A 13,754-nucleotide genomic window follows, 5' to 3' on the forward strand; every position below is an offset into this window, starting at 1 on the left:
CGTTTTGTTGCAAGCTGCGGATGCGTTGGGCTTTTATAAAGATCTGATCGGTCAAAGACGGCAAACGCAAAATGCGCCAAGCACTGCCGTAATCTTTCATTTTCTTGATGAACAAGCTTCTGCACTGTGCGATAACCACGTCGTATTGCATTGCTGTTTGGGCCATAAAAACATCGGATTGGTTGCGTAAATTTCGCTTAAATTATTGAAAAGTTCACGCCTTTTTTGAATCTTTTAGAATTCACGGCAAAAATTGCTGGAATAGCCCTAATTTTGAACAAACACAGCCACTTCATCCATGTCAAAAAACTGGAAATCTATAAACTGTAAAGGTCGCTTGATCGATTTTGAAATTCCCAAAGTTATGGGGATTATCAACGTCACTCCAGATTCCTTCTACGACGGCGGAACGAACTTTGAAGTTGAGAAGGCTGTAGACAGCGCGGCGCAGATGCTATTAGAGGGAGCAAGCTTTCTGGACATTGGTGGATATTCTTCACGTCCCGGCGCTGACGATATTTCTGTTGAAGAGGAAGCTGGACGCGTTCTTCCCGTCATTGAGGCTATCTTAAAGGAGTTTCCAGAGGCCCTGATCAGCATAGATACTTTTAGAAGTGAGGTGGCACGTCAAGCGATTGATGCCGGCGCAGCGATCATCAATGACATCAGTGGTGGTCATTTAGACCAAAATATGCTCCAAACAGTTGCCGCACTTCAAGTGCCGTATATCATGATGCACATGCGCGGAACGCCGCAAACCATGAAAACGCTTACCGACTATGATCATCTGATCCGAGATATCAAATCTTACTTTGCCACCCAGCTCCACAGCGCAAAAGCGCTAGGGATCAATGACGTAATCATTGATCCAGGTTTTGGATTTGCCAAAACCGTGGAGCAGAATTACGCTCTTTTGGATCAATTGGAGTTGCTCCGCGCCTTGGATTGCCCAATTCTGGCTGGAGTTTCCAGAAAATCGATGATCTACAGAACTTTAGAAAGTTCAGCTGCTGAAGCCTTAAACGGGACCACAGCACTGAATGCTTGGGCTTTAGATCGCGGAGCGGCCATTCTGAGAGTACACGATGTTGCCCCAGCCGTGGAGTGTGTAAAACTGCATCAGGCCTTAATTGAATCCCGCGATTGAATCTGGCTTTTGACTTAACATTAATTTGTTAAATTTACAAGCAAAGGCCAAAAACGTTGAACCTCCTAGACATCCGTGTAATTGATATTGTAGACATCGTCTTGGTGGCGGCGTTGCTTTTTTACCTCTACCGATTGGTCAAAGGAACCGTTGCGATCAACATCTTTATTGGGATCGTGATTCTCTACACGGTTTGGAAATTCACCGAACTCCTAGAAATGGAGCTCTTCAGTAAGATCCTCGGTGGATTCTTAGGTGCTGGAGTTTTTGCGTTGATCGTGGTCTTTCAACAGGAAATTAGAAAATTCCTGCTTATGGTGGGATCCACCAATTTCAAAGCTCGAAAAAAGTTCTTCAAACAATTCAAACTCAACAACAGTGGGGATGCGGTAAGCACCAACGTTCAAGACATTTTAGCCGCTTGCAAAAAGATGGGAGCTCAATACGCCGGAGCATTAATTGTTATGGAACGCAACACCAACCTCGACTTTGTAAAGAACACGGGGGACCGTATGAATGCGGAGGTGAATCAACCCATCATTGAAAGCATTTTCTTTAAAAACAGCCCTTTGCATGACGGTGCCATGGTCATTGAAGGTAATACCATTACCGCAACGCGCGTGATTCTTCCTGTTTCTAACGACAGAAACATTCCTCTGCGATTCGGCTTAAGACACCGTGCGGCTATTGGAATTACAGAAAAAACAGATGCTTTGTGTCTGGTCGTATCTGAAGAGAACGGACAGATCAGTTATATAAAAGATGGAGAATTCATCGCTTATGAGAATTTTGAAGCCTTGGGTGAACTGATCAGAACCGATTTAAGCTAACCTCATGAATTGTAAAAACTGCGACGAACCCCTAGAACACGGAGCACAGTTCTGCAACCATTGTGGAGCACGCGTCATACTTGAACCTTTTACGTTTAAATACGTCACTCAAGATTTTGAGGAACGCTTCTTGAATTTAGATCGGAACCTGTTGGTAAGGACTTTCCGCGATATGTTGCTCAGACCTAAAGAGGTTATTGATGGATATATAGATGGGGTTCGCAAACGCCATATGAACTTGGCCAATTGGTTAGCCGTTGCGATCACAGCGAGTGGATTGATGATTTTTGTGATTCGGAACATCTATCCTGAATCCTTAGACATGCAGTGGATGATTGACGCTATGGGCGAATCATCAAAGGACAATCCGTTCTTTCAAAACATGGAACAACAAGATCCCACTGAAAATATGTGGTGGATGGAGTATCAGGCCATCTTGTATATTTTAATGATTCCTATTTATGCGCTATTAGCGAAGATTACTTTCATTAAACAAAAGGCCTATTCCTACCTAAAGCATATTGTGATCGTGGGTTATACCCAATCTTGGTTGAGTTTGGCGATGACCTTGCCCGTACTTATTTTGCTGCCCTTTGGAGCAAACTATATGAAAATGAGTTATTGGGTTATTTTAATTCAATTCTTGTTTAGCGCCTATGTTTATAAGCGGATGTTTGAACTGAGTTTCTTGGGTATTGTCTGGCGCTCCCTTTTGTTTATTCTTGTCGGGATCGGGATTTACATCTTGCTAGTGATCGCTGTGGTGATCTTTATGTTGGTCTTTGGAACCGCTTTCGTCGCATAGACTACACGGCCTCTTCTGCCATAAACTGCACCTCGTAAAGGTTTTTGTAGTAACCGTCTTCAATGGCCAGTAGCTGTTGGTGCGAACCTTTTTCAACAATTTTACCTTGATCCATAACAATAATGGTATCGGCCTTTTTCACTGTAGCTAGACGGTGAGCAATAACTAGAGACGTACGGCCTTCTGTCAACTTCTCTGTTGCCTTTTGGATGAGTTCTTCGGAATAGGTATCGATAGAAGAAGTCGCCTCATCCAGAATCAAAATATCCGGTTGACTCACGTAGGCTCTCAAAAATGCCAAAAGCTGTCTTTGCCCAGAAGAAAGCATACTCCCACGCTCTTTTACGTTGTAGTGATAACCGCCAGGTAGGGTTTCAATAAAGTCATGGACTCCAATAGCCTTAGCAGCTTTGATCACCTCTTCTTCAGAGATAGAAGGATCATTTAGGGTGATATTGTTATAGATGGAATCCGCAAAAAGAAAAACATCCTGCAAAACAATGGCAATGCCTTTTCTCAAAGACTCTAACTTATATTCTTCAATTGGCATACCGTCTATTGCAATGACTCCGGAATCGCGCTCGTAAAGACGCGACAACAGATTGATGATGGTTGATTTACCAGCCCCAGTCGCTCCTACTATGGCAACCGTTTCTCCAGGCTGCACGGCAAAGGAAATACCTTTAAGCACCTCTTCATCTTCTATATAACTGAAGCGAACATCTTTAAACGCGATCTCGCCTTTGGCATCCTGCCACTGCTGAGAACCTTCATTGGCTATTTGCGCCTCGGTATCCAATACTGCAAATACGCGATTGGCTGCAACCATTCCCATTTGGAGGGTATTGAACTTATCTGCGATCTGTCTTAGCGGACGGAACAGCATTTGTGAGAACTGAATGAATGCCGTGATGATCCCAACCGTAATAGCTCCGCCTTCAAAAATGTCACGAGCCCCGTACCAAGCCACTAAACCAATGGCAATGGAAGAAGCGATCTCTGCAATAGGAAAAAAGATAGAATTGTACCAAACGGTCTTGATCCAAGCCTTCTTGTGTTTTTCATTGATGGCGTGAAAGGCTTTGTATTCCGTTTCTTCACGCGCAAAGAGCTGAACGATCTTCATCCCCGTAATACGCTCTTGCACAAAACTGTTGAGATCGGCAATTTGGGTACGCACCTCTTCAAATGCTGATTTCATAGCGCGTTGGAATACCCGTGTTGCATAGACTAGAATAGGCAGAATGGCAAACACGATCAGTGCCAGCTTCCAACTCATGACCAGCATCACGCCCATGATCACGCCCATTTTCAGCAGATCTGAAATGATCATAAACAGCCCTTGTGAAAAAATACTGGAAATGGTCTCAATATCATTTACCGCACGTGTGGTCAAACGTCCAACGGCACTCTTATCAAAATAGGCCATTTTAAAACGCAACATATGCTGAAACAGCTTTACGCGAATGTCTCGGATCACACTTTGCCCCAGCCAATTGGCATAAAAGATAAAGGCGAATTGAAACAAGACTTCCAAAAAGAGGATCCCGCCCATAATCAGCACATAGGTCAATAAGGCTTCGGAGTCTTTTCCTATGATAGATTCATCAATAGCGACCTTTAGCACATAAGGGCGTGCCACGGCCAAAGCCGACATCAAAATCACAGATATGGCTACAAAATAAAAGATCCACCGATAGGCTTTAGTAAAACCTAACAGTCTTTTAAAGAGTTTGAAATCAAATGCCTTTCCGGATTTTTCGCTCATGATTTGTAAAGGGCTTCAGGGTAGCTAACCTCGTGTAAAAATAAACCTTTTGCCGGAGCTGATGCACCTGCCTCACCCCTATTTTTTGAGGCGATGAGTTTCGGGATGGAATCAATAGCGCGCTTGCCATAGCCTACTTCTAGTAATGTCCCCACTACTGCTCGCACCATATTGCGCAAAAAACGATCGGCTGTGATGGTAAATACGAGCTGCTGCCCTTCTTGAACCCAGTACGCTTCTTTGAGGTCACAGATATAGGTTTTTACGTCAGTATTAGAACGAGAGAAGCACTGAAAATCTTGAGTCCCCAAAAGGAGCTTTGCCGCCTCATTCATGGCCGCTATATCTGGAGTTCTATGCAAGCTGTGACTGAACTGAACTGCAAACGGATTCTTCCCCAGACTGATATAATATTTATAAGTTCTTCCCGTGGCTTGAAAACGGGCATGGGCATCATCTTGAACTTGGCGGATGGATTTTATGACGATCGAGGGTGGCAAAAAACTATTCAGCTTATCTCGCCATGGATCCTGTTCTAAAGCAAAATCACAATCCACATGAGCCATGATCTGTGCGGCATGCACTCCAGTGTCTGTTCGACCTGCCCCAACGATACCCGAATCGATCTTGCACACCAAGCGCAGGGCTTCTTCTAAGGCCTCTTGTACACTGCTGGCGTTGGGCTGGCGTTGCCAACCGTGAAAATCGGTTCCGTCAAATGCTATTTCTAAAAAATACCGCAAGTTCTCGTACTTTTACAGTTGCAAAGATAAGGCTTCCCATGACCAAAATCCTACTGCTTTCAGACACCCATTCTTATATCGATGATCGAATCTTGGAATACGCTTCGCAGGCCGACGAGGTTTGGCATGCTGGCGATATAGGTTCTTTAGGCGTGACAGATACCTTGGCTACCGCAAAACCAGTACGGGCAGTCTACGGCAATATCGATGACGCAAAAGCGCGTCAAGAGTATCCGGAAAACCTGCGTTTTATGTGTGAGGGCGTGGACGTTTGGATTACGCATATTGGCGGCTATCCCGGTCGTTATGACCGTCGGGTGCGTGAAGAGATCTACCGCAACCCTCCAAAACTCTTTATTTGCGGGCATTCGCACATTTTAAAGGTCATGCCCGATAAGAAATTAGGATTGCTGCATATGAACCCAGGAGCCGCTGGAAAGCATGGGTTTCATAAAGTAAGGACTATGCTTCGCTTTGAGATTGATGGGGAGAAGATTTCTAATCTTGAAGTAATAGAAATGAAGCGCTAACTTTCAATTCGGTCTTCTAAATCAAGACTAGTCCAATATTTTTATTTTGTTCTTTATGTCCTTTTTCCCATTGCCGGAAAAAGGACCAAAAAGGTCTAGCGACACGCACTCCTTTTTGAAAACCTAGCCACCCGCAAGTAGTAAAAACCCGCCGCGCTACCTTGGCAACCGAGGTTTGTTCGGTGCGAGCTCGCAAAAAGGACGCAGAGCGTCTTGCGACTCAGAAAAACCGAGGGGTTTAGCACGAAGTGCTAAATGACATTCTAAGCGCGGCTAGACTTTTTGGTTACTTTTTTGGCGATGAAAAAAGTAACATAAAAGGTACGCGGACTTCTCCGCGAATATCTAAGCAATATTTACAATTAAAAATAATTACCCTGCGTAAGGGATTGAGCGGCCTGTTTGAGCTCATTTGCTGAGCAAATAGCGAGTAGTGAAAGCCCGGTGCCGCGACCGCGGCATGCGCCCTAAAAATCTATGTAAATTTTAAATCGAAATCCCGAATGCTCTGAAGGACTTCTAAGCGAGGTTAGAGAGCGCAATGAAAACCATTGCTTTGGAAAGGCGAAGCGTAGCACCGCTACGTTAGCAATGAAAAGCAAAATAAAGTGTTGGTTTTAGAAGTGATCTCGGACCGCAGCAGAAGGCATGAAGAAGCATTCGGGATAAAACAAAAAAGCCTCTGAGTTGGCATACTCAAAGGCTTTCCACTAATATACTAAGATGATAGGTTTAACGTAAACGGTCCGCAGATTTTACGAGCTCCTCATCCCGTCTGATGGCTTTGTTGGCCAAAGCCAGAAAAACGATAGAAACGACAGGTACGAGCAGTCCAATACCCTTCTCTGAAGCAATTGCCTCTCCGGATACACTTAGGGCACGATACACGAAAACTCCTAGTAAAAAAAAGTTCAACAGTATTGCCAGTCTGTTGAGCACAAACTGCAACTGTCTCTTTTTGTATTGAAAGATCGAAATCGCAACAACGAGTATTGCGAGGGCCATAGGTATTGCTACCAAAAGTTCATCTTTGGAAACCAATACTTGGCCAGCGTTGTCAGCAACTACAGGAAACCAAACATAGAGTCCTATTAGCGCTAAACTCGCTAACAACATATAAACGGTTTGTATGCGTTGTAACATCCTTTTTATACGTGTTTGGAGGGCAAAAATAATGTTTCTTTTTTTATCGAGGGTGCGTATTTAAACAAAATATATTTGTATTATTGCAGTATCAATTCGGAGTTGAGACCACACGACTCCTTATTCTCCAAGACATTTTACGATTTTCTCTTCGACGAAAATTCATCATTCATTACATTCTATTAATTCTATCCTCAGATGTTTGATATTTCTGAATTAAAAACAAAAAAGCTACCCGAACTTCAGGAGTTAGCAAAAACGCTTAGTGTCCCCAAGTACCGAAGCTTAAAGAAATTAGACCTGGTATACCAAATCTTAGACTACCAGGCAGCAAATCCTCAGGCTGTTAAGGCAATTAAGACCGAAGCACCTGCAGAACAAGCCCCAAAAAGCGAGCAAAAACCAGCTCCTAAGAAAGAGCAGAACAACGCTCAAGACAAGAAACAAGACAATCGCGGAAAGCAGAACCAGCGCCAAGACAACCGTCGCAATCAGCAGAAGAATCAGCAGAAAGACGACAACAAAGGCAAAGAAAACAACGCGAAAGACAACAACAATTCTAAAGGTCAGGACAACAACAATAAGAGTCAAGACCATAAGAACAAAGGTCAGAAGGATAACAACCGTAACAACAATAACGGGCGTAACCAGAAGAACCAAAAGAATCAAAACAACGGCAATAAGGACAATCGCAACCGCTACCGCGAGCCAGACTTTGAGTTTGAAGGCATCATTGAAAGCGAAGGTGTGTTAGACATCATGCAAGACGGCTACGGTTTCTTGCGTTCCAGCGATTACAACTATTTGTCGTCTCCAGATGATATTTATGTATCGCAGTCACAGATCCGTTTGTTCGGATTAAAAACTGGAGATACCGTACTTGGAGAAGTACGTCCACCAAAAGAAGGTGAAAAATATTTCCCACTGATCAAAGTGAGCAAGATCAACGGCCTGAGCCCAAATGTGGTGCGTGACCGCGTATCTTTTGAGCACTTAACACCACTCTTCCCAGAAGAGAAATTCAATATCGCAGACAAGCAAGCGACTATCTCAACGCGTATCATGGACCTCTTCTCTCCTATTGGGAAAGGTCAGCGTGGAATGATTGTATCGCAGCCTAAAACGGGTAAAACAATGCTCCTTAAGGACATTGCCAACGCCATTGCAGCGAATCACCCCGAGGTATATCAAATTGTACTGCTTATTGACGAGCGCCCGGAAGAGGTTACTGATATGCAGCGTAACGTTAGCGGAGAGGTTGTTGCCTCTACCTTTGACAAGGAAGCTTCAGAACACGTACGCGTAGCAAACATCGTTATTGAAAAGGCGAAGCGTTTGGTTGAGTGTGGACACGATGTTGTGATCCTTTTGGATTCCATCACGCGTCTAGCACGAGCCTACAACACGGTACAGCCTGCTTCTGGTAAGATCCTATCTGGTGGTGTGGATGCTAACGCCCTACACAAACCAAAGCGTTTCTTTGGTGCAGCCCGTAACATTGAGAACGGCGGTAGTTTGAGTATCATTGCTACAGCACTTACAGAAACTGGTTCTAAAATGGATGAGGTGATCTTTGAAGAATTTAAAGGAACCGGTAATATGGAGCTGCAGTTAGACAGACGTATCTCTAACCGAAGAATATTCCCGGCCATTGACCTAATGAGCTCATCTACGCGTCGTGATGACATCTTGCTAGACGAAAACGTTATTCAACGCATGTGGGTAATGCGCAAATATTTGGCAGACATGAACCCGGTAGAGGCCATGGAATTCATTTTAGACCGCGTGAAGCAAACCCGATCTAATGAAGAGTTCCTCATTTCTATGAATGGGTAGCCTAGAAAAATCTTAATTATAGTTCAAAGAAGGAGTCTTGTTTTTTGCAAGGCTCTTTTTTTTTTGCGCATGCCGCCGCAGGCGGCAACGCGCTCTTCGCTATATCTTTTTATTCCATAAAAAGGATGCCGCTGCGATCGCTTGCGCGGGGTGTTTATCTTTTTGCTTTTATCTAATCTTCTATTTAGCAGCGAGGGCTGCTCACCTTTTTTATGTCACTTTTACCATTGCCGTAAAAGTGACCAAAAGGTCTAGCCGCTACAGATGCGCCTTTTGCCTTTGGCAAAACCCTTCGTACTTCTTGAGCCGTGCGCGGCTCCTGCCGCTATTGCACGGACTCGTAACAGACAGTACTCAGTGGCGCGGCGTAGCGGCGGAGTTTTTATTTGGCTTTGATTTTCGTAGTTTTAAGGGACTCCCCACAATTAATACACTATGAATAAACTTTTACTAACTGTAATTGTCATTGGTCTATGGGGAAATGCCGCTGCACAAGATTACGACCCTGAGCTGGTGAATACCTGGGGGTTAATTGCTATAGATAGAGATCTACTACCTACGGCCTATACGGAAGATGTAAGTCCGGCAATAACACCTTATTTAAAAGTAAATTCAGACCTTAGCTTTGAAGGCTTTGGAGCTTGCAATTCATTTACAGGCAGTTTTTCTGTAGGTGTTGGAACTGGTTTAGAAAGTATTTTCATTCCCGAGTTTTCAGCTACAGACAACACTTGTGACTCAGAGAGTCAAAACAATTATGAGGATGCTTATTTCTGGCAACTCAACCTTCCAGTTCCCCTTCTAGAATACGAATATTCCATAACAACTGGCTCAGACGGAGAACCTCTTTTAACCCTTGGATTTGGCAGTGGCTTTTACCTGTATTTTACACCAACCACTTTAAACGTTAATGAACAGCGTTTATCACCAATCAAGGTTTACCCCAACCCTACTTCAGATTATTTTGTGATCAACAAAGCCCTAGCAGCAGACAGTGAAATAAAACTATACAGCCTTAGCGGAATGCAGCGTAAATTGACCTACAACCCTTCTGGGCAATATGATATCTCAGCCCTTGCCAGTGGCGTGTATTTTTTAGAGATCACCACAAGCAAAGAAGTTTTTACTACTAAGGTGGTTAAACGGTGAGCTTTTAATTTTCAAGGCGAGGGCCTTGATCCCTTTCTCCTACTTTTTTTCATCGCCAAATTGGTGGTACAAAATGTCCAGTGGACATTTTCACGAAGCACCGCAAAAAAGTCTAGCCCCTTCAAAGTCTGTTTTGGCGCTCCTGCGTTGAAAAAGATACGAAGTCGCGCCAAACCATTCGCAAAATCTGAGTCGCGCTTCGCTCTGCGACTTAAAGCGCGACATCGAAGCGATCTTTGCTCATATACAGACGCTGTGCAGAAGGGGCCGTTAAAAATAAAGGCACAATAGTTGCTCTTTTGGGATTATGAAAACCATCTATATCCTAACCTCATTAACCATTCTCTTAGGTTGTGAAAAGAACATAAAAGGCCACTCAGATTATAAACTAGATTCTCAGGAACACGTACTTGATAAATCTGAAATTACATTCAAAAGCACCTTCACCATCGATACGAGCAAAGTAAGTTACCTACAATCACTTACTCAGATAGTATCTAACTCTGAGATAGAAAGATCAATAGGAGCTCTTTGCTACTGTGAGAAAAGTGTGAAGAACAATACTATAAAGATTCAAATAATCTCAGGAATTCCGAATCAAAGTGAATTAGATTCGATTGGAATCGTAGATAATTCAGGTGGCAAAATTGCAGCGTTTATGGCACGCGATCTAAAGGATATCAGTGGTCAATTTAAGTTTCTAACAATCCAAATTAAAGATGAACTAATAGAAAGCATTGAGTTATTTTCTAAGTCAACTGAGCCAGAATACAACGGACAACACTTTAAAAAAAGCGAAACAAACAAATATCAAATTGCAATTTCTAAGATGCACTATTCAATAGCCTCAGATATATTCGGAAGCTATAACTTAAGATTAAACGAAGATTTCGGTTACTTTGATAATGACACCGTAGTTTCGGGCCACTTTCTCTGTTCCAATTGGAAAGTTCTCAAAGAAGAAGAAATAAGAGAAATGAAGCTCAATTGATCACACTTCAATATTTCTTTTGATACACTCTAGCATGTAATCAAATCCGCGACTCTCTCACGAGCCTGCTAGAAAACAAGCTGGCAGCTAAAAAACCGTCGCTTACATGGCAACCGAGGTTTGTTCGGTGCGAGTTCGCTTAAAGGACGCAGAGCGTCCTGCGACTCAGAAAAACCGAGGGGTTTAGCACAAGGTGCTAAATGACATTCTAAGCGACTTGATTTTTTGCACACTTTTTTATCAAGAAAAAAGTGTGAAGGAAAAAAAGCAAATAAAAATAAAACCCCCAAGCTTTCGCTTGGGGGTTTCTAATACCGAAAAGTAGTTTTCTTTATAGAGAAGCTACGTGCTTCGCCATGTTTGATTTAAGGTTAGCGGCTTTATTCTTGTGAATAATGTTACGCTTGGCCAATTTGTCTACCATAGAGGCAACGGCAGGGAACATTTTCTCTGCGTCTTTCTTAGTGGTAGTTTCAAACAAACGCTTCATTGCGTTACGAGTCGTTTTGTGCTGGTAACGGTTGCGTAGACGTTTGGTCTCGCTGTTTCTGATGCGCTTTAAAGCTGACTTATGATTTGCCATTTTCTACTTTTAATTAGTAGCCCGTAGGGGAATCGAACCCCTGTTACCAGGATGAAAACCTGGCGTCCTAACCCCTAGACGAACGGGCCATTTGGTTTCAAATGCGGATGCAAAAATACAACTATTTTTTATTGTCGCAATATTATGCAAAACTTTTTTTGAAGGAACTGAAAATTTTTTCTTCCCTAGTAAGCCTTCGCAAATAAAACCCTTCTCGCAGACGGTTTTCCGCTGTAGATACAGCTGCCTGCTTCTTCTTTGGCATCCAACGGAATACAACGAATGGTTGCCTTGGTTTCTTGTTTGATACGCTCTTCAGTTTCTGCGGTTCCGTCCCAGTGGGCCGAAATGAATCCGCCTTTACCGTTAAGCACTTCTTTGAACTCTTCGTAGCTATTTACCTCTGTAGTGTGTTCCGATCGATAAGCAACTGCACGGTCATACAAGCCGTTTTGGATCTCCTCCAACAGTCCTGTAACCGTACTTACCACTTGATCGTTCGCAATAATCTCTTTTTTAAAGATATCTCTACGGGCAATCTCTACCGTACCGTTCTCCATGTCCTTTGGACCAATGGCGATTCGCACCGGCACTCCTTTAAGTTCGTACTCGCTGAACTTCCAGCCCGGTCTGTGGGTATCACGATCATCATAATGTACGCGTACTCCAGCAGCTCTAAGATCTGCTTGCAGCTTATGAGCTACTTCACTTACCGCAGCCAACTGCTCTTCTCCTTTATATATAGGTACAATCACCACTTGATCTGGCGCCAAAGATGGCGGTAGTATTAATCCATTGTCATCAGAATGCGTCATGATCAACGCTCCCATCAAACGGGTAGACACTCCCCAAGAGGTTGCCCATACGTGCTCCAGCTTGCCTTCCTTGGAGGTAAACTGAACGTCAAAGGCCTTGGCGAAGTTCTGCCCTAAAAAGTGAGAGGTTCCCGCTTGCAACGCCTTACCATCTTGCATCAAAGCTTCAATACAATAGGTCTCCAAGGCTCCCGCAAAGCGCTCGCTTTCTGTCTTGGTTCCTTTAACTACAGGAACTGCCATAAATTTCTCAGCAAACTCCGCATAGACATGCATCATCTGTTCTGCCTCAGCAATAGCTTCTTCTTTGGTGGCATGAGCCGTATGCCCTTCTTGCCATAAAAACTCCGCAGTACGCAAAAACAGACGTGTTCTCATTTCCCAACGCACCACATTAGCCCACTGGTTCACTAAAATAGGAAGATCTCGGTAAGACTGAATCCAACGGCGATAAGTATCCCAAATAATGGTCTCAGAGGTAGGACGAACAATCAGCTCCTCCTCCAACTTCGCATCAGGATCTACTACAATTCCGCTACCGTCCTCAGCATTCTTTAAACGATAGTGCGTTACCACCGCACATTCCTTAGCAAAACCATCTACGTGGCTGGCTTCTTTAGAGAAATAAGACTTTGGGATGAATAGCGGGAAATAGGCATTCTTGTGACCTGTTTCTTTGAACATACGGTCCAATTCGCCTTGCATGCGCTCCCAAATTGCATAACCATAGGGTTTGATCACCATAGATCCTCGAACACCGGAGTTTTCAGCCAAGTCGGCCTTCACTACTAGCTCGTTATACCATTTGGAATAATCCTCGCTTCTACTTGTTAAATTCTTTCCCATTTCCTGAGTTTGGCATAGAAATTGCTCTTTTTACAGCAATTAGTTAATCTTGGCAAAACTAATTAATTTTATAATGTTCAACAATTAAAACTATGTTGCTATGAAAAGAGTTACTTCCTTCCTGCAAAAGCCCTTCAACTGGACCCTAGTTGGCCTTTTTGGACTGCTTTTAACCTCCTGCGGAACCTACCAAAATGCATCCTACTCAGAAGACGGCATTTACTCCACTGGAACAATGGGAGTACCTTCAGACAATACTGGCGCTCAGACTGCGGCTGCAGATCAGAATGCCAACAGCAACTACTACAAACAATACTTTGGCACCAAGAGTGCTCAAATCTCTAATATCTCCGATCAGGCAGATATTTTCACAGATATAGACAGTTACACTTCAGCAGAGACCGTTGATGATAACGGACTTATCGTTATTGAAGAGGAACAAGAATCCTTTGGACCTTGGGGAACAAACGCCACCGACGTTACTGTAAACGTTTACGACAACGGATGGGGTGCTGAGACTCATCATAGTACAGCCCCTCTCGTATCGGGAGGACGCCATCTGCCTCTG

General features: G+C 43.6%; 13 protein-coding genes, 1 tRNA gene and 1 pseudogene. 8 read left to right on the plus strand and 7 right to left on the minus strand.

Going from position 1 to position 13,754, the window contains the following annotated elements:
• Window positions 1–166 (minus strand): DUF1599 domain-containing protein (locus tag HRT75_RS12215; RefSeq protein ID WP_291187175.1); only part of this gene is annotated, 166 nt, incomplete at its 3' end.
• A gap of 132 nt (window positions 167–298) precedes the next feature.
• On the opposite strand from HRT75_RS12215, the gene folP reads away from it, so the two are divergent.
• The 3 genes from folP to HRT75_RS12230 are packed head-to-tail and all read left to right on the plus strand — an operon-like array spanning window position 299 to window position 2,782.
• Window positions 299–1,147 carry a dihydropteroate synthase gene (gene folP, locus HRT75_RS12220; protein ID WP_291187142.1) on the plus strand — a complete coding sequence of 283 codons (849 nt, stop codon included), beginning with the start codon at window positions 299–301 and terminating at the stop codon, window positions 1,145–1,147.
• A gap of 56 nt (window positions 1,148–1,203) precedes the next feature.
• Window positions 1,204–1,977, plus strand: coding sequence for a diadenylate cyclase (locus HRT75_RS12225; RefSeq protein ID WP_291187145.1), 774 nt, complete (start codon window positions 1,204–1,206; stop codon window positions 1,975–1,977).
• A gap of 4 nt (window positions 1,978–1,981) precedes the next feature.
• A complete protein-coding gene (locus HRT75_RS12230; protein WP_291187148.1) occupies window positions 1,982–2,782 on the plus strand; it encodes a DUF3667 domain-containing protein in 801 nt (266 codons plus the stop codon).
• A 1-nt stretch (window position 2,783) separates the two neighbouring features.
• Here the strand turns inward: HRT75_RS12230 and HRT75_RS12235 are convergent, their stop codons facing one another.
• Both HRT75_RS12235 and truA read right to left on the minus strand, forming a co-directional pair.
• Window positions 2,784–4,550, minus strand: a complete 1,767-nt coding sequence (locus tag HRT75_RS12235; RefSeq protein ID WP_291187151.1) for an ABC transporter ATP-binding protein — start codon at window positions 4,548–4,550, stop codon at window positions 2,784–2,786.
• Entirely contained in the window at window positions 4,547–5,293 is a 747-nt protein-coding gene (gene truA, locus HRT75_RS12240; protein ID WP_291187154.1) for a tRNA pseudouridine(38-40) synthase TruA, read from the minus strand. The genes HRT75_RS12235 and truA overlap by 4 nt, the downstream gene beginning before the upstream one ends.
• A gap of 38 nt (window positions 5,294–5,331) precedes the next feature.
• Between truA and HRT75_RS12245 the strand changes: the two genes are divergently transcribed.
• Entirely contained in the window at window positions 5,332–5,823 is a 492-nt protein-coding gene (locus HRT75_RS12245; protein ID WP_272833649.1) for a metallophosphoesterase family protein, read from the plus strand.
• Between the two features lie 732 nt (window positions 5,824–6,555).
• Here HRT75_RS12245 and HRT75_RS12250 read toward each other — a convergent pair.
• Window positions 6,556–6,966 (minus strand): DUF4293 domain-containing protein, encoded by a 411-nt coding sequence (locus HRT75_RS12250; RefSeq protein WP_291187161.1) that lies wholly within the window; start codon window positions 6,964–6,966, stop codon window positions 6,556–6,558.
• A 198-nt stretch (window positions 6,967–7,164) separates the two neighbouring features.
• Here HRT75_RS12250 and rho point away from each other — a divergent pair, with 198 nt between their 5' ends.
• From rho to HRT75_RS12265, 3 genes are all read left to right on the plus strand, one after another.
• Complete coding sequence (rho, locus tag HRT75_RS12255) at window positions 7,165–8,802, plus strand: transcription termination factor Rho (RefSeq protein WP_291187164.1); 1,638 nt, start codon at window positions 7,165–7,167, stop codon at window positions 8,800–8,802.
• 435 nt (window positions 8,803–9,237) lie between these two features.
• Window positions 9,238–9,951: a T9SS type A sorting domain-containing protein gene (locus tag HRT75_RS12260; protein ID WP_291187167.1), complete on the plus strand. Its 714-nt coding sequence runs from the start codon at window positions 9,238–9,240 to the stop codon at window positions 9,949–9,951.
• A gap of 307 nt (window positions 9,952–10,258) precedes the next feature.
• Window positions 10,259–10,942 (plus strand): hypothetical protein, encoded by a 684-nt coding sequence (locus HRT75_RS12265; protein WP_291187170.1) that lies wholly within the window; start codon window positions 10,259–10,261, stop codon window positions 10,940–10,942.
• Window positions 10,943–11,273: 331 nt separating this feature from the next.
• On the opposite strand, the gene rpsT is transcribed toward HRT75_RS12265, so the two are convergent.
• The 3 genes from rpsT to proS form a co-directional block, all read right to left on the minus strand.
• Window positions 11,274–11,525, minus strand: a complete 252-nt coding sequence (rpsT, locus tag HRT75_RS12270; RefSeq protein WP_272833656.1) for a 30S ribosomal protein S20 — start codon at window positions 11,523–11,525, stop codon at window positions 11,274–11,276.
• Window positions 11,526–11,542: 17 nt separating this feature from the next.
• Window positions 11,543–11,614 (minus strand) — tRNA-Glu (locus tag HRT75_RS12275).
• Window positions 11,615–11,710: 96 nt separating this feature from the next.
• Window positions 11,711–13,186: a proline--tRNA ligase gene (proS, locus tag HRT75_RS12280; RefSeq protein WP_291187173.1), complete on the minus strand. Its 1,476-nt coding sequence runs from the start codon at window positions 13,184–13,186 to the stop codon at window positions 11,711–11,713.
• A gap of 100 nt (window positions 13,187–13,286) precedes the next feature.
• On the opposite strand from proS, the pseudogene HRT75_RS12285 reads away from it, so the two are divergent.
• A pseudogene (locus HRT75_RS12285) lies at window positions 13,287–13,754 on the plus strand (hypothetical protein); the annotation flags it as partial.

Origin of the sequence: Gilvibacter sp., from assembly GCF_013214815.1 — a bacterium.
Taxonomy (GTDB): Bacteria; Bacteroidota; Bacteroidia; order Flavobacteriales; family Flavobacteriaceae; genus Gilvibacter.

Excerpts from the sequence above, each read along its gene's own strand:
- folP (WP_291187142.1), top strand. The coding sequence starts at position 299 with ATGTCAAAAAACTGGAAATCTATAAACTGTAAAGGTCGCTTGATCGAT.
- HRT75_RS12230 (WP_291187148.1), top strand. The coding sequence starts at position 1,982 with ATGAATTGTAAAAACTGCGACGAACCCCTAGAACACGGAGCACAGTTC.
- HRT75_RS12235 (WP_291187151.1), bottom strand. The coding sequence starts at position 4,550 with ATGAGCGAAAAATCCGGAAAGGCATTTGATTTCAAACTCTTTAAAAGA.
- HRT75_RS12245 (WP_272833649.1), top strand. The coding sequence starts at position 5,332 with ATGACCAAAATCCTACTGCTTTCAGACACCCATTCTTATATCGATGAT.
- HRT75_RS12250 (WP_291187161.1), bottom strand. The coding sequence starts at position 6,966 with ATGTTACAACGCATACAAACCGTTTATATGTTGTTAGCGAGTTTAGCG.
- rho (WP_291187164.1), top strand. The coding sequence starts at position 7,165 with ATGTTTGATATTTCTGAATTAAAAACAAAAAAGCTACCCGAACTTCAG.
- HRT75_RS12260 (WP_291187167.1), top strand. The coding sequence starts at position 9,238 with ATGAATAAACTTTTACTAACTGTAATTGTCATTGGTCTATGGGGAAAT.
- HRT75_RS12265 (WP_291187170.1), top strand. The coding sequence starts at position 10,259 with ATGAAAACCATCTATATCCTAACCTCATTAACCATTCTCTTAGGTTGT.
- rpsT (WP_272833656.1), bottom strand. The coding sequence starts at position 11,525 with ATGGCAAATCATAAGTCAGCTTTAAAGCGCATCAGAAACAGCGAGACC.
- proS (WP_291187173.1), bottom strand. The coding sequence starts at position 13,186 with ATGGGAAAGAATTTAACAAGTAGAAGCGAGGATTATTCCAAATGGTAT.